The sequence below is a fragment of the Microbacterium sp. LMI13-1-1.1 genome (assembly GCF_040815625.1).
GTDB classification, from domain to species: domain Bacteria; phylum Actinomycetota; class Actinomycetes; order Actinomycetales; family Microbacteriaceae; genus Microbacterium; species Microbacterium forte.
On sequence record NZ_JBFPNL010000008.1, the window covers coordinates 18,738 to 38,849 of the forward strand.

Annotated in this window: 12 protein-coding genes; 4 read left to right on the forward strand and 8 right to left on the reverse strand. The window is 69.8% G+C overall.

All coding sequences use genetic code 11. The features are described 5' to 3' along the window. Positions 1 to 13: 13 nt before the first annotated feature. Complete coding sequence (locus MRBLMI13_RS17490; protein ID WP_367824245.1) at positions 14 to 1,516, reverse strand: CoA-acylating methylmalonate-semialdehyde dehydrogenase; 1,503 nt, start codon at positions 1,514 to 1,516, stop codon at positions 14 to 16. 170 nt (positions 1,517 to 1,686) lie between these two features. Here MRBLMI13_RS17490 and MRBLMI13_RS17495 point away from each other — a divergent pair, with 170 nt between their 5' ends. Together MRBLMI13_RS17495 and MRBLMI13_RS17500 are read left to right on the forward strand one after the other, a co-directional pair. Then, positions 1,687 to 3,747: a beta-galactosidase gene (locus MRBLMI13_RS17495; protein ID WP_367824246.1), complete on the forward strand. Its 2,061-nt coding sequence runs from the start codon at positions 1,687 to 1,689 to the stop codon at positions 3,745 to 3,747. After that, positions 3,747 to 4,712, forward strand: coding sequence for an aldo/keto reductase (locus MRBLMI13_RS17500; RefSeq protein WP_367824247.1), 966 nt, complete (start codon positions 3,747 to 3,749; stop codon positions 4,710 to 4,712). Before MRBLMI13_RS17495 ends, MRBLMI13_RS17500 begins: the two co-directional genes overlap by 1 nt. 58 nt (positions 4,713 to 4,770) lie before the next feature. Here MRBLMI13_RS17500 and pulA read toward each other — a convergent pair whose 3' ends face one another. Continuing rightward, positions 4,771 to 10,803: a pullulanase-type alpha-1,6-glucosidase gene (gene pulA / locus MRBLMI13_RS17505; RefSeq protein WP_367824248.1), complete on the reverse strand. Its 6,033-nt coding sequence runs from the start codon at positions 10,801 to 10,803 to the stop codon at positions 4,771 to 4,773. A 468-nt stretch (positions 10,804 to 11,271) separates the two neighbouring features. Then, a complete protein-coding gene (locus tag MRBLMI13_RS17510; protein WP_367824250.1) occupies positions 11,272 to 12,456 on the reverse strand; it encodes a thiolase family protein in 1,185 nt (394 codons plus the stop codon). 200 nt (positions 12,457 to 12,656) lie between these two features. Here MRBLMI13_RS17510 and MRBLMI13_RS17515 point away from each other — a divergent pair, with 200 nt between their 5' ends. Next, complete coding sequence (locus MRBLMI13_RS17515; protein ID WP_042541421.1) at positions 12,657 to 13,244, forward strand: antibiotic biosynthesis monooxygenase; 588 nt, start codon at positions 12,657 to 12,659, stop codon at positions 13,242 to 13,244. 143 nt (positions 13,245 to 13,387) lie between these two features. Here MRBLMI13_RS17515 and MRBLMI13_RS17520 read toward each other — a convergent pair whose 3' ends face one another. Next, the gene (locus MRBLMI13_RS17520; protein WP_367824252.1) at positions 13,388 to 14,287 is read right to left on the reverse strand and encodes a LysR family transcriptional regulator; all 900 of its coding nucleotides are present in this window, start codon (positions 14,285 to 14,287) and stop codon (positions 13,388 to 13,390) included. A gap of 94 nt (positions 14,288 to 14,381) precedes the next feature. Here MRBLMI13_RS17520 and MRBLMI13_RS17525 point away from each other — a divergent pair, with 94 nt between their 5' ends. Next, positions 14,382 to 15,047, forward strand: coding sequence for a type 1 glutamine amidotransferase domain-containing protein (locus MRBLMI13_RS17525; RefSeq protein WP_367824254.1), 666 nt, complete (start codon positions 14,382 to 14,384; stop codon positions 15,045 to 15,047). 113 nt (positions 15,048 to 15,160) lie between these two features. On the opposite strand, the gene MRBLMI13_RS17530 is transcribed toward MRBLMI13_RS17525, so the two are convergent. From MRBLMI13_RS17530 to MRBLMI13_RS17545, 4 genes are all read right to left on the reverse strand, one after another. Further along, entirely contained in the window at positions 15,161 to 16,120 is a 960-nt protein-coding gene (locus MRBLMI13_RS17530) for an aldose 1-epimerase family protein (protein ID WP_367824256.1), read from the reverse strand. Further along, entirely contained in the window at positions 16,120 to 17,643 is a 1,524-nt protein-coding gene (gene araA / locus MRBLMI13_RS17535) for an L-arabinose isomerase (RefSeq protein ID WP_367824258.1), read from the reverse strand. The genes MRBLMI13_RS17530 and araA overlap by 1 nt, the downstream gene beginning before the upstream one ends. Before the next feature lie 89 nt (positions 17,644 to 17,732). Then, positions 17,733 to 19,364, reverse strand: a complete 1,632-nt coding sequence (locus tag MRBLMI13_RS17540; protein ID WP_367824260.1) for a xylulokinase — start codon at positions 19,362 to 19,364, stop codon at positions 17,733 to 17,735. Then, positions 19,361 to 20,080 carry an L-ribulose-5-phosphate 4-epimerase gene (locus MRBLMI13_RS17545; RefSeq protein ID WP_367824262.1) on the reverse strand — a complete coding sequence of 240 codons (720 nt, stop codon included), beginning with the start codon at positions 20,078 to 20,080 and terminating at the stop codon, positions 19,361 to 19,363. The genes MRBLMI13_RS17540 and MRBLMI13_RS17545 overlap by 4 nt, the downstream gene beginning before the upstream one ends. Positions 20,081 to 20,112: the final 32 nt, after the last annotated feature.

Here is a 20,112-nt window from a genome sequence, read left to right on the forward strand (position 1 = left end):
CGAACAAGAATCGTCAGTGCATGGTGGGGATCACGAAGCTCGCGCCGTCGCGGATCCCCGCAGACGGCCAGCGGCTCGTGACGGTCTTGGTCTTCGTGTAGAAGCGGAAGGCGTCGGCGCCGTGCTGGTTGAGGTCGCCGAATCCGCTGCGCTTCCAGCCGCCGAACGTGTAATAGGCGATCGGCACGGGGATCGGCACATTCACACCGACCATGCCGACCTCGACGCGGGCGGCGAAGTCGCGGGCGGCGTCGCCGTCGCGGGTGAAGATCGCGACGCCGTTGCCGTATTCGTGCTCGGATGCCATGCGCAGCGCCTCCTCGTAGTCGGCGGCCCTGGCGATCACGAGCACCGGGCCGAAGATCTCCTCGCGGTAGATCGCCATGTCGGTGGTGACGTGGTCGAACAGCGTCGGGCCGAGATAGAAGCCCTGCTCGTGCCCCGGCACGGAGAACCCGCGCCCGTCGGCGAGAAGCGTCGCGCCCTCGTCGACGCCCTGCTGGATATAGCCCTCGACCCGCTCGACGGCAGCGCGCGTGACCAGCGGCCCGTAGTCGACGTCGGCTGCGAGCGACGGTCCGATGCGCAGCTGCGCCACACGCTCGGTGAGCTCGGCGGCGAGAGCGTCTGCGGTCTCCTGCCCCACCGGCACCGCGACCGAGATCGCCATGCAGCGCTCGCCCGCCGAGCCGTAGCCCGAGCCGATCAGCGCGTCGACGGCCTGGTCGAGATCGGCGTCGGGCATCACGATCATGTGGTTCTTGGCACCGCCGAAGCACTGCGCGCGCTTGCCGTGCGCGGCGGCCGTCGAGTAGATGTACTCGGCGATCGGCGTCGAGCCGACGAAACCGACGGCCCGGATGCGGTCGTCGGTCAGCAGGGCATCGACGGCCTCCTTGTCTCCGTGCACGACGTTGAGCACGCCGGCGGGGAGTCCTGCCTCGAGGAACAGCTCGGCGATGCGCACAGGCACCGAGGGATCCCGCTCGCTGGGCTTGAGCACCACGGCGTTGCCGGCGGCCAGCGCGGGCCCCGCCTTCCACAGCGGGATCATGGCGGGGAAGTTGAACGGGGTGATCGCCGCGACGACGCCAAGGGGCTGCCGCATCGAGTAGACGTCGATTCCCGCACCGGCGCCGGTCGAGTATTCGCCTTTGAGCAGGTGCGGAGCCCCCGCGGAGAACTCGATGACCTCGAGGCCCCGCTGGATGTCGCCCTTCGCGTCGTCGACGGTCTTGCCGTGCTCGCTCGCGAGCAGCTCGGCGAGCGACTGCATCTCGTGCTGCACCAGATCGAGGAATCGCAGCAGCACGCGAGCGCGCTTCTGGGCGTTCGTCGCGGCCCACTCGACCTGCGCGGCCTCGGCGTTCGCGATCACGTCGGCGACCTCGCCGGCTGAGGCCAGCGGCACGCGCGCCTGGACGGATCCGGTGCTCGGATCGAACACGTCGGCGAAGCGGCCCCCTTCTGGGGTGAGGTGCTTTCCGCCTACGAAGTGGGGAATGGTACGAGTCATTGTGCGATGTCCCTTCGCGCCGTCGTTGGCACTATGACGATGGTACTTCGGGATCCGTCGATTTACTAGGGCGTCCTTGTATCGCGAGACCCCAAGGCATGCCCTTTCCAGGAAAGCGCTTCCCGAGTAGGGTCGTCAGGACCGGTCATCGACCTCGACCCTGGAGACCCATGCACTACGGCGCCGACTACAACCCCGAGCAGTGGCCACGAGAGGTGTGGCCCGAAGACGTGCGGCTCATGCGCGAAGCGGGCGTGACGATGGTGAGCCTCGGCATCTTCTCGTGGTCGCGCATCCAGCCCTCCGAGGGTGAGTTCGACTGGGAGTGGCTCGACGAGATCATCGGGCTGCTGCACGAGGGCGGCATCCGGGTCGACCTGGCCACCGCCACCGCATCCCCTCCCCCGTGGGCCACGACCGCCTACCCCGAGATGCTGCCCCAGGATGCCGACGGCTCGACCTTCTGGCCGGGCAGCCGACAGGCCTTCGCCCCCTCGTCACCGGTGTACCGCCGTCTCGCCGCCGAGCTGGTCACGGCGCTCGCAGAGCGCTATGCGCATCATCCGGCCGTCGTGCTGTGGCACGTCAACAACGAGTACGGTTGCCACCTGCACTACGACTACTCCGACTCGGCGCGCGACGCCTTCCGGCTGTGGCTGCAGCGCAGGTACTCGACGATCGACGCCCTCAACCATGCGTGGGGCACCGACTTCTGGTCGCAGCGCTACACGGCGTTCGAGCAGATCCTGCCGCCGCGCAAGGCACCGTACAGCATCAATCCGACGAGCGTGCTCGACTTCAAGCGCTTCACCTCCGACACCCTGCTCGAGCTGTACGTCATGGAGCGCGACATCATCCGCGCCTCGGGCGCCACCCAGCCGATCACCACGAACTTCATGGGCGCGTTCCCGCCGGCCGACTACTGGAAGTGGGCCGCCGAGGTCGACGTGATCAGCGACGACAACTACCCCGACCCCAACGACCCCGAGTCGTTTCGCGGGGCGGCGTTCGCGCGCGAGCTGATGCGGGGCCTGAAGCCCGGCGTGCCGTGGATCCTCACCGAGCAGTCGACGAACGCCCTGAACTGGCGACCGACGAACGCCCCGAAGGCACCCGGCCAGATGGCGGCGATCAGCGCCCAGGCGGTCGGCCGCGGCGCCGACGGCATCATGTTCTTCCAGTGGCGGCAGTCGCGCCGGGGCAGCGAGAAGTTCCACTCGGCGATGGTGCCGCAGGCGGGGCTCGACACCCGCACCTGGCGAGAGGTCACAGAGCTCGGTGGTCAGCTCGCCCAGCTGCCCGACCTTCCGGACGTCTCTTCGGGGGCGAGCATCGCGCTCGTCTTCGACTGGGAGAACTGGTGGGCCATCGACGGCCGCGACCACCCGATCGCGCTCGACTACCTCACACTCGCGCACCGCTGGCATGCGGCACTGCACAGACAGAACCTCGCGGTCGACATCGTGAACACCACGAGCGACCTCAGCGCGTACTCGCTCGTCGTCGCACCGCAGCAGTACCTGCTCGGCGACGAGGGCGCGGCCAATCTGTCCGCCTATGTCGAGCAGGGTGGGAACCTCTTCATCTCGGCGTTCAGCGACGTGGTCGACCAGGACGATGCGTTCCGCGAGGGCGGGTTCATCGTCTCGCTGCGGGATGTTCTCGGAGTCGCGCTCGAGGACTTCGGGGCGCTCGTGCCGCCCGAGTCCGTGCGCTCGGCGGATTCGGCCGGAGAGGTCGCGAGCCACGCTGTGCCCGACGGGCCCGGCCAGTCGGAGGCACCGCTCGACGGACCAGCGGGCCGGATCGTCGGGCAGTACTTCGCGGAAGAGCTGATCGTGCAGGATGCCGAGGTGCTCGGCCGCTTCACCGAGGGTCGCACCGCGGGGCGCGCGGCCTTCACTCGCAAGCGGGCAGGTGCCGGGAACGGCTTCTACCTCGCGACGATCCCGGACGACGCGGGCATGACCGCGGTGCTGGGCTGGCTCGCCTCCGAGGCCGGGGTCGCCGCCGAGATCCCCGGGCTCCCCGAGCACGTCGAGATCGCGCGCCGCGGCAGTATCCTCACCGTCATCAACCACAGCGCCGAGCCGATCGACGTCGACGTGATCGGCACCGATGTGCTCACGGGCTCGACCGATGCACGCCGCGAGCTCGGCGCGTTCGGATGGGCGTTCATCGACACGAGCGACTCGCCACCACCGCACCACTCGCAGAAGGAGAACAGCTGATGCAGTACACCCGTCTCGGACGAGCCGGCGCTCGAGTGAGCCGCCTGGCCCTCGGCACCATGAACTTCGGTCCCGTGATCGACGAAGAGGCCTCGCGCGCCATCCTGGATCGCGCGGTCGAGGCCGGCATCGACTTCATCGACACCGCTGACGTTTACGGCGGAGGCCGGTGGGGCGACCACCCCGGGCAGTCGGAGGAGATCCTCGGACGCTGGATGAAGGACCGCGGCACCCGCGACGACCTGATCGTCGCCACCAAGGTGTTCGGCGTGATGGGCCCGCGATCGAACGATCGGGGCCTGTCGGCTGTGCACATCCGCGCCTCGGTCGACGCATCGCTGCGGCGACTCGGCACCGACCGCATCGACCTGTACCAGATGCACCACATCGACCGCGAGGTGCCGCTCGACGAGACGCTCAGCGCCTTCGCGACGCTGCGCGAGCAGGGCAAGATCACCTATCTCGGCAGCTCGAACTTCGCCGGCTGGCACCTCGCGCGCGTGCACGAGATCGCGGCGGCATCCGGCTATCCGGCCCCGGTGACCGAGCAGTCGCTCTACAACCTCACCGAGCGCACCGTCGAGCTCGAGGTCGTGCCCGCCGCGGAGCAGTACGGCATGGGGCTGCTGCCCTGGTCGCCGCTGGCCAGCGGACAGCTCGGCGGGGTGCTCCAGAAGACCGATCGCTCCCGGTCGAGTCTCGACGCGCTCGGCGACCGTCGTCCTGCGATCGAGCGCTACGAGGCGTTCTGTGCCGAGCTCGGCATCCGCCCCGGTGTCGTCGCGATCGCCTGGCTGCTGCACCAGCCGGCGGTGACGGCTCCCGTGATCGGCCCGCGGACGATCGACCAGCTCGACTCGGCCGTCGAGGCGCTCGACGTGACGCTGGATGCCGAGACGCTCGCCGAGCTCGACCGCATCTGGCCGGGTCCCGGCGGACCCGCTCCCGAGGCCTACGCCTGGTAGCGAGCGGCACCGAAGACCGGATGCCGGGGACATGAGCCCGGCATCCGGTCTCCTCGTTCTAGTAGACGATCACGGGCAGACTGCGCGTACCGCGCGAGTCCTGCCACGGCTCCGTGCCGTCGAATCGCACCGTGAGCAGGTGGATCCCCCGACCGAGCTTCGGCACCGAGGCCGTGGCCCTGCCCTTGTCGGCCGGCGTCAGCTCGATCGTGGCGACGACCTTGCCGCGGTCGTGCACCGTCACAGTTCCCACAGGGGCGCTCCCGTCGTCTGCGGTGACGGTCACCTTCACGGTCGCGCTCCTGCCCGCCTTCACGAGAGTGTCCGACGTGGCACGCACGCGGGTGTCGATCGGCTGCACCTGGTCGTCGACGAGCACGGCGACCGAGCGGGCGGGGATCGTCACGGTGCCGGTCGCGGCGTCCCAGGTGGTGGTCTTGACCACGGCATCCGCTCCGTTCGCCTGAGCCGGCGTCAGTGCGAACGAGCGCCCGGCCAAGCCGGTCACCGTCTGCGTGACCGGCGAGGGCGAGGAGTTGAACGCGACGAGTGCTCCGTCGAGCTCTGCGTCGGCATCGGGACCCGCCAGATCGTCGATCTGCATGAGGATCACGCCGGGCGCTGCGCCCGCTCCGCCGTTCGGGAACGTGACCTTCTGCCGGATCAGCTCGGCCGAGCCGAGACGCAGCAGGTCGACCTCGTCGCGGATGCGCAGCAGATCGAGAGCGGATGCCTCGGCTGCCGCCATGTCGGCGGGGGCGGGCGTGAGCGCGGGGTCGGCGAGCAGCGGCGCCATGATCGGCCACTTCTCCTCATTGTCGGCGGCTGTCGGGAGCCCGGAGCCGAAGGTCGACTCCTGACCCGTCCAATCGATGCGGTTGAACCAGTCGCCCGAGTTGTAGCTGTTGCGGTCGAGGGACTTCGACCGCAGCAGCTCGGTGCCGGCGTGCCAGAACGACGGAGACTGCGAGAGCGTCACGGTCGCGAGCTCCAGCGTGTTCATGCGCACGCGGTCGGCCATCGGGGTGTCCACCGGCAGCTTGAGAACCGAGAGGTCGTAGAGCGTCTCGTTGTCGTGCGCGTCGACGTAGTTGATCGTCTCGTCCGGCTGGTCGGCATAGCCCGCCGCCGAGCCGCGGTAGTCGATGGCCTCTCCGGCCGTCACTGCGCCGTCGCTCGTCGTGAACGTGAAGTCGCGCAGATTGCCTGCGAGCCCGAGCTTGACCAGATCGGTCTCGTGCCCGAGGTCGGCGAGCGCCTGCTCGACGGTGCCGTTGATCGGATCGCCGTTCGGATCGGTTCCGAGACCCGTGCCGAACCCCTGGCGGAACGTCGACGAGGCATCGACCGGGCTGCCGCCGTGCACGGCATCGCGCAGCCGGTCGTTGAACGTCCCGATGCCCGTGCCTCCGAGCTGGCCCTGTGTGGCCTGCTCGAACAGGGCGTTGTCGGCGACCTCGCCGAAGTTCCAGCCCTCGCCGTACAGGTGGATCGCGGATCCGTCGACGCCGTCCTTCTTGAGCGTCAGCGCGTCGAGCGCGTCACGGATGGCCTGCATGTTCGTCGTCGAGTGGTGCCCCATGAGGTCGAACCGGAAGCCGTCGACCTTGTAGTCGCGCGCCCAGGTCACGATCGAGTCGACCATGAGCTTCTCTGCGGCGAGGTGCTCGGTCGCGACGTTCTGGCAGCACGTCGAGGTCTCGACGCCGCCCGCCGCATTGAGCCGGTGGTAGTAGCCGGGAACCACCTGGTCGAGCACCGACTTCTCGGCCTGACCGGATGCCGCGGTGTGGTTGAACACCTGGTCGAGGACGACCTGCAGGTCCATGTCGTGCAGCGCGCCGACCATCGACCGGAACTCGCTGACCCTCGCCCCGCCGTCGGCATCGACCGCGTACGAGCCCTCGGGCGTCGAGTAGTGGTACGGGTCGTAGCCCCAGTTGAAGCCGTCGGCATCGGCGACCGCCTGGATGCACGCCTGCTGCGCCGAATCGGCGGGGCCGAGCGAGGCGAGGTCGCAGTCAGGCATCGCCTGCACCGCTCTGTCCTCCTCGATCGACGCGATGTCGAACGACGGCAGCAGGTGCACGGTGTTGATGCCGGCATCCGCGAGCTGCGTGAGCTGATCGGTGCCTGCGCTGTCACGCGTGAAGGCGAGGTAGGTGCCTCGCTCCGCAGCCGGAACCGTCTCGTCGCTGATCGAGAAGTCCCTGATGTGCAGCTCGTAGATCGCCCGGTCGACCGCCCGCTCCACGATCGGCGACGTCGTCTTCTGCCACTGCTTCGGCTGCCAGGCCTTGTCGTCGAGATCGATCGCGACCGAACGCTGCGAGTTCCGCGTGAGGGCGATCGAGTACGGATCGGTGACCTGGTTCGTCTCGATGGCCCCGGTGGTCGGAGCGTAGACGACGACCTCCCAGAGGTATTCGTCGCCCTTGAGATCCTTCTTGCCCTTCACCGACCACACACCCGACGCGGCATCCCATGTGGCCTCGTGGCGCACCGGGTCGCCCTCGGCACCCTCGTCCCAGGTGAGCATCGTCGCGCTCCTGGCAGTCGGCGCCCACAGTCGGAACGTCGGGTTCTTGCCCGAGAACGTCACACCGAGATCGACGTCGTCGAGTGCAGCCGCGTAGACGTCGTCGAGCACACCCGCGATCTGCACGCCGGTGAACGCGGTGAGCGCTCCTGCCTCGTCACGCTGGGCGACCGCGAGCTGCGTGCGCAGCAGCGCCGCGGCATCCGCGTCCGTCACCCGCAGGGCGAGGTAGCCGTCGAGCGCCGGGAATCGGGTGAGCTGTTCATCGGTCAGACCCCCGTCGATCAGGTCGAGCGCGATCGGCTCTGCTCCCGCGACCGCGCCGTCGACCACGGCGAGTGACGCGTCTGCCGAGGAATAGAGCTGGAAGGCCGCCCTCTCGACGGACCCGAGCGTGGCCGGCCATGCGATCGTCTCGGCATCGACCCAGTGCGCGCGCTGCTCGCCGACGCCGGGGAGCTGCGGGGTGTCACTGCCGACCTCGAGCACGTGCGTCGCCAGCGTGTAGCGGAACGACGTCACCGTGCCCTCGGTGGCGCTGAACGAGATGTTCGCGCCGCCGGGCACTCCGTCGGCTCCGTAGTTCTCGGCCCAGCTCAGGCCGTGCGCGACCTTGAGCTCGTAGGCGCCGGTCGGCAGATCCGCGGTCGAGAACTCGTAGACGCCGTCGCGGTCGCCGTCGGCCATCAGGGTGCCGAGGCAGTCGGGCGACCAGTCGGCCGCACACCCGAGCTCGTCCTGCAGAGAGCCGGGCAGCGTCACGATGGGGCCGTCTGCCGTGGACTGCACGATGTTCGTGCGCGGGTCGAAGTAGAAGGTGATCGGCCCGCCCGCATGGGTGAGAGTGACGTTCGCGCCGTCCGGCACACCGTTCGCTCCGTAGTTGATCGCCCAGCTGCCGTTGACCGCGGCCTTGTACTCGTAGTCGCCCGCCGGCAGGTCGAAGGTCCCCTCCCACACGCCGTCTGCACGAAGGGTCAGCTTCGCCTTCTCACACGCCGGATCCCAGTCGCCCGCGCAGCCCATCTCGGAGTTGAGGCTGCCTGGCACCGTCACCATGTCGATCGGCGACTCGGGCTCCTCGCCCGCGTCGAGCGTCACCGCGTTGCCGACCGAGGCATAGGTCGAGGCGGCGGCGTGATTGCCGGCGGCGTCGGTCGTCACCGCCCGATACTCGAGGAGCGTGCCGTTCGCGAGATCGCGGATGTCGTGGAAGACACGCGGATCGGTGTCCTCCGCCGTGCCCAGGGCCTGCCACTGGTCAGAGCCGACGACGCGCCAGGCGAAGCTGGTCTGCGCCCACTGGTCGGCGATGTCGGCCTGCACGGCGGACTGGCCCGAGACGCCGGCACCGGCTGCCGGCGCGGACACCGAGACGGATGCCGCCTCGGTCGGCGCCGTGACGGTGGAGTCGGCCTTCCAGACCACGGCCGACAGGGCCGGCACCGTGATCGAGGCGGCGGCGCCGGCATCCGTGGTGAGGGGTGCGGCGTCACCGTAGAGCACCTCGTAGGAGGCGTCGGCGGTCAGCGTCGCGAGGTCGACCGTCTGCGCGGTCGCGGCGTTGTTCACCGCGACCAGGTACTCGACCTTGTCGTCGGCATCCACCCGCGAGAAGGCGTAGACGCCTGCGCCGGACGCCGCGTAGCGCTCGATCTGCGCGCCCTCGCCGAGAGCCGGGTTCGACTCGCGGAGCTCTGACAGCGCGGCGATGTGCTCGTAGAGCGCGGCATCCATCGCGTAGCGGTCGACGGAGCCTGCCTGCTCGCCCGTGATGAGGTTCTGGTCCGCGTACTCGGCCACCTGGGTGGCGAACAGCGACTGCCTGGCGTTCTTGTCGCCGCCGGCGCCCGTGAAGCCCTGCTCGTCGCCGTAGTAGACGACGGGCTGGCCGCGGGTGAGGAACATGAGCTCGTGCGCCAGCTCGTCGCGCTGCAGCGGAGCATCCGTCGACTGCAGGAAGGATCCGACCCGCCCCATGTCGTGGTTGCCGAGGAACGTGGGCAGGGCGGTCGACGACGAATCGGGTGTCGTGTAGCGGTCGTCGCCCGCGAAGAGGGACTGCAGGCCCTTGGCCGAGTTGCCGGACGCATAGCTGACGGCGGAGGACTGGAAGGTGAAGTCGAGGATCGAGTTCATGTCGGTGTCGCGCACGTAGGGCGCGAGCTTCACCGGATCGGCGTCGTAGACCTCGCCGAACATGAAGAAGTCGTCGTTGCCCTGCTCATGCGCGTAGTCCAGGACGTCAGCTGTCCACTTCTCCCAGAACTCGAAGTTCACGTGCTTGACGGTGTCGATGCGGAAGCCGTCGATGCCCAGGTCGATCCACTTGTCGTACACCTCGACGAAGCCGTTGACGACGGTCGGGTGCTCGGTCATCAGGTCGTCGAGTCCGTCGAAATCGCCGTAGGTGACCGACTCGCCCGACCAGGTCGAGTTGCCGCGGTTGTGATAGAGCGTCGGGTCGTTCAGCCAGGCCGGCACCTTGACGTCGGTCTCGCTGTCGGCCACCACCGGCGTGTACGGGAAGCTGGTCGCCGGATCGAGCTCGGGGAAGCCGCCGGTGCGCGCGTGGTCGGCCGGGTCGAACGCCGTGCCCGCGGCATCGGTGTAGGGGCTCGTCGCCTGATCGATGTACGAGTACTGACCCTCCGTGTAGTCGATCACGTCGGCGGTGTGGTTCGTGATGATGTCGAAGTACACCTTGATGCCGCGGGCGTGCGCGTCGGCGATCAACGCCTGCAGCTCTTCATTGGTGCCGAGGTGGGGGTCGATGCGCGTGAAGTCGGTGATCCAATAGCCGTGGTACCCGGCCGAGGCGTTCGCGCCCTCGCCCTGCACCGGCTTGTTGGCGAAGCTGGGCGTCAGCCAGATCGCCGAGGTGCCGAGTCCTTCGATGTAGTCGAGGTTGTCGCGGATGCCGGCGATGTCGCCGCCCTGGTAGAAGCCCTTGTCGGTGGGGTCGAACCCGGTGGTGAGCCGATCGCCCTCGAGGCCGCCGGCGTCGTTGGAGGTGTCGCCGTTCGCGAAGCGATCCGTCATCACGAAGTAGAACTGCTCGCCGGCTCCTGCCTGACGTGCCGGGCTCTCGACCAGCGCGTCGTCGTCTGCCGTGTAGCCGCCGCGCACCTCGGTCGCCTCGAGACCCACCCGCTTGAGGGTGTCGTCGAACGTGAAGCGCAGGGTCGTCGGGCCCGCGACCGTGAGGGGGATGTCGTCGGCGCCGCCGTCGAGGCCGTACGCCTCGTCCCAGCCGTCGTTAACCGCGACCTTGTACTGCCAGGTGCCAGCCGGCACCTCGAACTCAGCGGAGTAGACGCCCTCGGCGCCCGTGGGCTCGAGCTCGGTCTCGGCGCAGTCGGGCGCCCAGTCGGCAGCGCAGCCGAGTTCGGACTGCAGCGATCCCACGAGGGCCACGGTTCGATCGGCGGCGGAAGCGTGCGGTGCGCCCAGGGTGCCGGCGGCGCCGAACCCCGAGACGACGAGCGCGGCGGCGGCGAGAAGGGCGAGCGGACGTGAGGCGGTCGTCTTCGACCGAGCCGGCTTGAACAAGTGATGCTCCCTGGATGGCGGGCGGACACGACGACGTGTCCTAAGGCTTGCGAGTGAAGTTAGCAGGGCGTCGCTCCGGACTGCAAGCGCTTGCAGGAGTGCTGTGGCGAAAAGTCAGGGGTGCGCGGGGCGGTGCTGGTCGAAAGTCGCAAACGCTTCCAGAGTGGCGAATCTCGGACGACGAGGATTTCTCGCCGCGTTCACCGTCCGGACACCTTCGCCGACTACAACTGCACATGCGCGGACACAGACTCAGACCGGATCGGGTAGTCACGTCATCCGCGCCTACGGTGAGCGTCTGCTCCCGAAGAGACCCCCGTCGAATCGGGTCGGCGGGGGTCTTCTCTGTCTTGTCCGTTCTGCGTGCGGGCGCTCCGCACGTCCGAATTCACCGGATCTGGACTCGGCTGGCGCGCATCGACTCGGCACCGGTATGCCGGATGCCGGTGCGGGTCCCGGCATCCGGGGCTAGAGGCGCTCGATGATCGTGGCGTTCGCCATGCCGCCGCCCTCGCACATGGTCTGCAGGCCGAATCGTCCGCCGACCGCGTCGAGCTGGTCGATGAGGGTTCCGAGCAGGCGGGTGCCCGACGAGCCGAGAGCGTGCCCGAGGGCGATCGCTCCTCCGCGTGGGTTGAGTCTCGCGGCGTCCGCCCCGAGCTCGGCGGCCCAGGAGAGCGGCACCGACGCGAACGCCTCGCTGACCTCGTAGGCGTCGAGGTCGTCGATCGTGAGTCCGGTGCGCTCGAGGATGCGCCGCGTGGCGGGGATCGGCCCGGTGAGCATCATCAGCGGGTCGTCTCCGACCACCGTGAACGCGTGGAACCTCGCACGCGGCGTGAGCCCCAGCGCGTCGGCGCGCTCTGCGCTCATCAACAGTGCGGCGGATGCCCCGTCGGTGAGCGGTGACGAGTTGCCGGGCGTGATCCTCCAATCGACCTCGGGGAACCGCGCGGCGAGCGCGTCGGTGCGGAACGCCGGGTTCAGCCCCGCGAGCCCTTCGGCCGTCGTGCCGGCGCGCACGGTCTCGTCGACCGCGGCATCCGGCGCCTCGGCGACCGGGATGATCGTGCGGTCGAAGAAGCCGCTCCCCCAGGCATCCGCGGCGCGCCGATGCGACTCTGCCGCATAGTCATCGAGTGCAGCACGATCGAGGCCCCAGCGCTGGGCGATGAGCTCGGCCGAGACGCCCTGGTTCACGAGGCCTTCGGGGTAGCGCTCACGCAGGCGGGGCGACATCGGGCTTCCGCCGGCTGCGGACGAGCCGAGCGGCACGCGGCTCATCGACTCGACACCTCCGACGATGACCGCGTCGTAAGCCCCGGCCATGATCCCCTGCGCGGCGAAGTGCACCGCCTGCTGACTCGACCCGCACTGACGGTCGATCGTCGTGGCGGGGATCGTCTCGTCGAAGCCCGCGGCGAGCACGGCCTGACGGGCGATGTTCGACGACTGATCGCCCACCTGGCTCACGCAGCCGAGCAGCACGTCGTCGATCTGCCGCGATTCCAGACCGTTGCGTTCGAGGATCGCGCCCAGCGCGCCCGCCGCCAGATCGACGGGATGCACACCCGACAGGGCGCCGCCCGGCTTGCCCCGCCCGACGGGGGTGCGGACGACATCGACCAGGACGGCTTCGCTGCGCGTGCTCATGCCTCCTATTCTCACCCTGTCGCGGGGCGGAGTCGCCGGACGGCGGCATCGGATGGGTGGGATGCCGTCTTCGCGCGCCGCGAAAACGGACGGCGGCCCCCGGCATCCGAAATACAATCGTTGGTGCGCCCGCACCCTGGCGCATCCCCCACCGTCGAGGCGCCCGTGATCCGGGCGACCGCACTCTCCGAGGACCCACCATGTCCAGCGAACCCATCACCGTCTCCATCCGCCGCGAGCTCGACCCAGAGCATGTGGCTGAGGCCACTGCCTGGGTGCAGACCGGCGTGAACCTCGCGCACCGGTACCCCGGCTTCCTCGGATCCGGATGGGTGCGCGACGGCGAGGACTCGCACGTCTGGCACATGCTCTACCGCTTCTCCGACGAGAAGTCGCTCGTCGCCTGGGAGCAGTCCGGCGAGCGCGAGTGGTGGAAGTCGACCGGCGAGCAGTTCGTGCGCAGCGAGCGCGTGCGCCGCCGCAGCGGCATCGAGGGATGGTTCGACGAGCCGACCACCGACACGATCACCCTCCCTCGGGCCGACGGCTCGACGACCACGGTCGCGATGGTCAGCACTCCCCCGCGCTGGAAGCAGGCCGTGTCGATCTGGCTCGGGTTCTTCCCGCTCAACCTCGCCTTCACCTATGCGATGAGCCCGATCCCCGGCTGGAACGAGCTGCCGATCTGGTTGCGGGTGCTCGCGACGACGGTCGTGCTGACCCCGATCATGACCTACTGGGTGCTGCCCTGGGTCACGCGCACGCTGCGCCACTGGCTCAACCGCTGAGGCGGCCGGCTCGGCGGCGGTCCCGGCGGGCTGCGGGGTCGAAAAAGCACCGGAAACCGCCGTTTCGGATGCGCTTTCGACCACGCACGCCGTCGCCCGAGCTGAGGGCGGCAGGCTGAGAGGGGCAGGCTGAGTGCGGCAGGTCAGAGGTCGGCGACGGCGGCGCGCAGCGCCTGCTCGACGACCGCGACCCCCTCGGCCAGCGGCCCCGGTCGTCGCACGAGATGCAGGGTGTTGATCGGCGGGTCCTCGGTCGGACGCAGGTCGACGAGCCTCCCGTCGGCGAGCTCGTCGGCGATCAGGTAGGTCGGCAGCACGGTGACGCCCGCTCCGGCGACGGCGGCGGCGGCGAGCGCACGCAGATCAGGGAAGACGAGAGCGGGTTCGCGGTCGAGACGGATGCCGAAGACATGCCGCCAGTACCGGCGCAGGATCGGCACGTCGCGGTCGTAGGCCAGCAGGGGCGCGTCGGTGAGGGCGTCCCGCGTGAGGACGGGGGAATGCGCGATGCCGAGCGCCGGTGCCGCGACGAGTGCGAACTCCTCGTCGAAGAACGGTACGGACGGCAGCCCTCGCCCGCGCGGACGCACCGCCGAGATCACGAGGTCGAGGCTGCCGACCCTGAGCTGCTCGAGCAGATCGTCGGCCAGGCCGGTGGTCACCGCGAGCCGCATCCCGTCTGCGACAGCGGGGGCGAGAGCGGGCGCTGCGACGCTGGCCAGGAACTCGGCGGCGCCACCCAGTCGCACGATCGGCGGTTCGGCGGCGGGGCGAGTGCCGAGAGCATCCGCCAGCGCGTCGAGTGGACCGGAGAGCCGGGCTGCGAGTTCGTCGGCGCGCGGCGTCGGGCGGATGCCGCGGGCATGACGCACGAACAGCGGCTCGCCGACGCTCACCTCCAGCGCCTGAAGCTGCGTCGTCACGGACGACTGCGCGAGGCCGAGTGTGCGCGCCGCCGCTGACACCGACCCCGACCGGTGCGCGGCGAGGAAGGTGCGCCACAGCCCGAGGTCCTGCAGCCCATCGGAATTCCGATTGCTCATATCGGCAATCTATCGGAATCGGTTCTCAATCCTCGCGGTTGTCCCGGATATCGCATCCGCACGGCATCCGTCGTCCGACCCCCTGGGAGCATCCATGTCATCCGTCCTCTTCGTCGTCACCGGCGCCCGCACCTGGACCCTGTCCGACGGCACCGAGCACCCCACCGGCTACTGGGCCGAAGAACTGCTCGCCCCGTACCGACTGCTCACCGCAGCAGGTCATGACGTCGTCTTCGCGACTCCCGGCGGTGTCGAGCCGGTGGCCGACTCGTCGAGCCTCGGCGAAGGCGATGCCGCGGCCCTCGCGCAGATCCCGGGGCTCACCACTCCCCTGGTGCTCGCCGACGTCGACGCCGCCGACTACGCGGCCGTCTACTACCCGGGCGGCCACGGCCCGATGCAGGACCTCGCAGTGGATGCCGACTCGGCGGCGCTCATCTCGGCGACCGTCGCCGGCGGCCGCCCGCTGGCCGCCGTGTGCCACGGTCTCGCCGCTCTGCTTCCCGCACGCGATTCCGCTGGCGAGCCCCTGGTCGCCGGGCGCCGAATCACCGGCTTCTCCGATGAGGAGGAGCGCATCGGCGGACTCGCCGATCGCGCGCCGTTCCTTCTCGAGACCGCGCTGCGTGATCTCGGCGCCGACGTCGAGGTCACCGATCCCTGGGGCGATCACACGATCGTCGACGGCCTGCTCATCACCGGACAGAACCCGCAGTCGTCGGCATCCGCCGCCCGGGCCCTGATCGCGGCTCTCGCCTGACGCGTCACCGTCCGCGCGCGCGTGGGTGGTCAGAAACGCACCTGACACAGCTCGTTCGGATGCGCTTGTGACCACTCACGCCGCGGGAGCCCGCCCGGCGGCCGCCGAGCGACTCAGACCGCGGAGATCCGCCAGGATGCGGCGTGCGTCGCGCCGGGCTCGAGCACGACCAGGTCGGTTGCCGAGTTGAAGGCATCAGGCGGGCAGGTCATCGGCTCCACCGCGAGGCCGATGCGGTGGATCGCATCGATCGCCGGGTTGTCGGCCGTGTGCACCTGCACCCACGGGCAGCGCTCGTCGAACGTCATCGCGACGCCGGTTCCGGCATCCGTCACGAGCCGCACCTCGGCGACTCCGCCGTCACGGGCGAGACCGGTGAAGGCGTGGTCGATGAAGACGTCGCCGATGCGGCGCGCTGCGCGGAAGTCCCATTCCGGATGCTCCGCCACGGCCTCGAGAGCAACCGGGCTCAACCGGTCGGGCGTGACGGTGAGCACCTCGGATGCCGGCAGCGTGAGCGTCCAGTCGTCCACCCGGCCGTCGGGGCCGGCGACGAGATAGGGATGCGGTCCGGTGCCCCAGGGCGCAGCATCCGCCCCGAGGTTGCGCGCGGTCACCGTCTGACGCAGCCCGTCGATGTCGATGCGGTATTCGGTCTCGACCTCGACGCGGAACGGGTATCCCGTCTGCGGCTCGATCACGGCCGCAAGCACGACGCGGTCGTCGAGCACGAGGCGATCCTCGAACTCCGCCCAGGCGAGGAGGCCGTGCAGCGCCTGGCCGCGGGCGGGTTCGGTGAGCGCCAGCTGGTGCTCGGCGCCGCCGAACGTGTAACGGCCGTCGACGATGCGGTTGGGCCACGGCGCGAGGGTGGTGCCGCGGTATCCGGGCCGCACCTCGTCGGCGTCGAACGGCACGACCAGATCGCGCCCCTCGAACGTGAGCACACGCAGCGATGCGCCGACGCTCGCGATCACGGCCTCGTAGCCGTGACCTGCGATGCGCAGCTGCCGGCCCGAGCGCGGTCGCGCTGCGGTCGCCACATCGACGGCGGCGGAGGAGACGTCGGTCATCACAGCCCCTGCGCGAGTCGGTAGTACGCCTGGTTCCAGCGCACCTGCTTCTGGAACTCGGGGAGCGTCGTCGCGTCGTCGATCACGAGCAGCTCGACCTCGGCCATCTCGGCGAAGTCGCGGAAGGCCTCGAGCCCGACGGCCGTCGACATGACGGTGTGGTGCGCGGCACCCGCGGTCAGCCACGCGGCGGCGCTCGTGGTGAAGTCGGGCTGCGGCTTCCAGACAGCGCGGCCGACCGGGAGCTTCGGCAGCGAATGGCGCGGCGGCACGTTCTCGACGACGTTCGCGGTGAGGCGGAACCGGTCGCGCATGTCGCTCAGCGCGACGACGATCGCGGGGCCGGGGTCGGCGGTGAAGACCAGGCGCACCGGGTCGTCCTTGCCGCCGATGCCGAGCGGGTGGATCTCGAGCGTCGGCTTCGCGGTGGTGAGCGACGGCGAGACCTCGAGCATGTGCGCGCCGAGGATCAGCTCGTCGCCGGGGGTCATGTCGTAGGTGTAGTCCTCCATGAGGCTCGCGCCACCGGGCAGCCCCGCACCCATCACATTCGCGACGCGCACGAGGATCGCGGTCTTCCAGTCGCCCTCGGCACCGAAGCCGTATCCCTCGGCCATCAGGCGCTGCACCGCGAGACCGGGCAGCTGCGTCAGTGCGCCGAGGTCTTCGAACGACGTGGTGAAGGCGCCGAAGCCCCCCTCTTCGAGGAACGTCCGCAGACCGATCTCGATCGCGGCTCCGTCACGCAGAGACTGGTGGCGGTCACCACCGCGGCGCAGCTCCGGCACGACCTCGTACAGCTCCTCGTACTCGGCCACGAGGGCGTCGATCTCGGAGTCGGATGCCGCGGCGACCGCATCCGCCAGATCGTTCACACCCCAGGTGTTGACCTGCACGCCGAAGCGCAGCTCTGCCTCGGTCTTGTCGCCCTCGGTGACGGCGACGTAACGCATGTTGTCGCCGAAGCGGGCGAGCTTGAGCGAGCGGGAGGCCGCGAGGCCGGCGGCCGCACGCTGCCACGTCGCGATCTCCTGACGCACCCGCGGGTCGCTCGCGTGACCGACGACGGTCTTGCGCGGCACGCCGAGGCGCGTCTGGATGTAGCCGAACTCGCGGTCACCGTGCGCAGCCTGGTTCAGGTTCATGAAGTCGAAGTCGATGTCGGCCCAGGGCAGCTCGACGTTGGCCTGCGTGTGCAGGTGGGCGAGCGGCTTCTGCAGCGCGTCGAGACCGGCGATCCACATCTTGGCCGGGCTGAACGTGTGCATCCACGCGATCAGGCCGATGACCCGGTCGTCGGCGTTCGCCTCGAGCGCGGTGCGCTTGATGGCGGCGGCATCCGTCAGCACCGGCTTCCAGACGATCTTCACGGGAACCTCGCCCGCCTCGTCGAGGATGCGGGCGATCTGCTGCGACTGGTCGGCGACCTGGGCGAGCGTCTCGGGGCCGTAGAGGTGCTGGCTGCCGGTGAGGAACCAGACCTCGTAGCCGTCGAGCGAGGTGGTGAGCGGGGTGCGGGTCATGAGAGGCCTTTCATATTCGGTCGTTGAGCGAGGAGCGAAGCACCGAGACGAAACGCGAAGAGGTGCGCGCTTCGCCTCGCTCCTCGCGCTCAGCGACCGGGACGGAGAGCGGTGGTTGCGGCGGCCTCGATGGCGAGGCCGGCACGGTAACGATCGAGGTAGGCGGCGAAGCCGGCGGCGTCGGCAGGGTCGGGGTCGGCGACCGAGAGGGATGCCGTCGCGAACACGTCGCGTTCGAGGTACTCGCCCAGCGAGGCGGACTCGGCGTGCGCGAGGTACGACGCGAGCACGGCGATGCCCCACGCGCCGCCCTCGGAGGCGAGCTCCCCGACAGCGACCGGAGCACCCAGCGCTCCGGCGAGGAAGCGCTGCGCGACCCCGGCCGTGCGGAACATGCCCCCGTGCGCGAACATGCGGTCGAGTTCGACGCCCTCGGCGGTGAGCACCTGCATCCCGAGCGCGAGCGTTCCGAAGACGCCGTAGAGCTGCGAGCGCATGAAGTTGCCGAGCGTGAAGGCGCTGTCGGGCGTGCGCACGAACAGCGGACGCCCCTCGGTGAGACCCGCGATCGGCTCGCCGGCGAGGTGGTTGTACGCCAGCAGCCCACCGGCATCCGCCTCACCGTCGAGAGCCTCGCGGAACAGCGCGTCGAAGACGGCGTCGTCGCTCAGCGGCTGACCCGCTGCCGCGGAGAAGCGGGTGAAGAGGCCGGCCCAGGCGGCGAGTTCGCTGGCACCGTTGTTGCAGTGCACCATGGCGACGGCGTCGCCGGCCGGCGTGGTCACGAGGTCGAGCTCGTGGTGCACCTCGGTGAGCGGTCGCTCGAGCACGACCATGGCGAAGATGCTCGTCCCCGCCGAGACGTTGCCCGTGCGAGGAGACACCGAGTTGGTCGCCACCATGCCGGTGCCGGCGTCGCCCTCGGGCGGGCAGAGCGGGATGCCGGGCTTCAGCGCACCGCTGGGGTCGAGCAGCGCTGCGCCCTCGGCGGTGAGGGAGCCTGCGGCCGCTCCGGCCGGGAGCACTGTCGGGAAGAGGTCTCGTGCGGTCGACGGAAGGCGGTCGGCGGCGCGGGCGTCGTATGCCTGCAGCATCCGCTCGTCGTAGTCGCCGGTGCTCGAGTCGATCGGGAACATGCCGGAGGCGTCGCCGACGCCCAGCACCCGTTCGCCCGTGAGCCGTTCGTGCACGTACCCGGCGAGGGTCGTGACGAAGTCGAGCTGCGGCACATGCGCCTCGCCGTCGAGCACCGCCTGGTGCAGGTGCGCGATCGACCAGCGCAGCGGGATGTTGACGCCGAGCAGGTCGGTCAGCTCGGCCGCCGCGGCACCCGTGTTGGTGTTGCGCCAGGTGCGGAACGGCACGAGCAGCTCGCCCTGCGCGTCGAACGCGAGGTAGCCGTGCATCATCGCCGAGATGCCGATCGCGCCGAAGGTCTCGGGACGCACGCCGTGGCGGCTCTCCGCGTCGGCGGCGAGAGCGGCGTAGGCCGCCTGGAGTCCGGCCCAGACCTCGTCGATCGCGTACGTCCAGAGGCCGTCTTCGAGCCGGTTCTCCCATGCGAACGAGCCGGTGGCGAGCACCTCGGTGGCATCCGATCCGATCAGGCACGCCTTGATGCGCGTGGAGCCGAGCTCGATGCCGAGGCTCGTGCGGGCGGCGAGGATGTCGTCGCGGGCTGCGGTGCGGGTCGTGTCGGTCGTGGTGGTCGTGTCGCTCATCGTCGGGCGTCCGGGTTCTGTCCGTAGACGTTCTGGTAGCGGTGGAAGAGGCTGTCGATCGCCTCCTGCGGAATCGGGATGAGCGGCCCGGCCTCACGGGCGTAATGCACGGTGCGGGCGACGTCCTCGACCATGACGGCGGCCTTCACGGCATCCTTCGCGTCGACTCCGATCGTGAAGGGGCCGTGGTTCTGCATGAGCACCGCGCGGCTGCGGTGGCCGCCGAGGGTCTGCACGATTCCGCGGCCGATCGAGTCGTCGCCGATGATCGCGAACGGGCCCACCGGGATCGGACCGCCGAACTCGTCGGCCATCGCGGTGATCACGCACGGGATCTCCTCGCCGCGGGCCGCCCAGGCGACGGCGAACGTCGAGTGGGTGTGCACGACGCCCCCGACGGTGGGCATGTGGCGGTAGACGTAGGCGTGGGCCGCGGTGTCGCTCGAGGGCGCGCGTTCGCTGCCGGCGGTTCCGGCGATCACGGCACCGTCGAGGTCGCACAGGATCATGTTCTCGGGGGCGAGGTCGTCGTAGCTCACGCCCGACGGCTTGATGACGAACAGGTCGGCGCCGGGCACGCGGCCGGAGACGTTGCCGCCGGTCCAGACGACGAGGCCGTTGCGGACCAGTTCGGCGTGCAGGCGGGCAACATCTTCGCGGACGGCCTGGATGGATGCGTCGATCTCGGCGGAGAAGACGGGGGCTTCGTTGCTCACGGGTACCTCAGGGTCGGCGGTGGTCACTGTGA

What these genes read in the sequence shown, in the direction of transcription:
- MRBLMI13_RS17490 (WP_367824245.1), bottom strand. Translation starts at nt 1,516, where the DNA reads ATGACTCGTACCATTCCCCACTTCGTAGGCGGAAAGCACCTCACCCCA.
- MRBLMI13_RS17495 (WP_367824246.1), top strand. Translation starts at nt 1,687, where the DNA reads ATGCACTACGGCGCCGACTACAACCCCGAGCAGTGGCCACGAGAGGTG.
- MRBLMI13_RS17500 (WP_367824247.1), top strand. Translation starts at nt 3,747, where the DNA reads ATGCAGTACACCCGTCTCGGACGAGCCGGCGCTCGAGTGAGCCGCCTG.
- MRBLMI13_RS17510 (WP_367824250.1), bottom strand. Translation starts at nt 12,456, where the DNA reads ATGAGCACGCGCAGCGAAGCCGTCCTGGTCGATGTCGTCCGCACCCCC.
- MRBLMI13_RS17515 (WP_042541421.1), top strand. Translation starts at nt 12,657, where the DNA reads ATGTCCAGCGAACCCATCACCGTCTCCATCCGCCGCGAGCTCGACCCA.
- MRBLMI13_RS17520 (WP_367824252.1), bottom strand. Translation starts at nt 14,287, where the DNA reads ATGAGCAATCGGAATTCCGATGGGCTGCAGGACCTCGGGCTGTGGCGC.
- MRBLMI13_RS17525 (WP_367824254.1), top strand. Translation starts at nt 14,382, where the DNA reads ATGTCATCCGTCCTCTTCGTCGTCACCGGCGCCCGCACCTGGACCCTG.
- MRBLMI13_RS17530 (WP_367824256.1), bottom strand. Translation starts at nt 16,120, where the DNA reads ATGACCGACGTCTCCTCCGCCGCCGTCGATGTGGCGACCGCAGCGCGA.
- araA (WP_367824258.1), bottom strand. Translation starts at nt 17,643, where the DNA reads ATGACCCGCACCCCGCTCACCACCTCGCTCGACGGCTACGAGGTCTGG.
- MRBLMI13_RS17540 (WP_367824260.1), bottom strand. Translation starts at nt 19,364, where the DNA reads ATGAGCGACACGACCACCACGACCGACACGACCCGCACCGCAGCCCGC.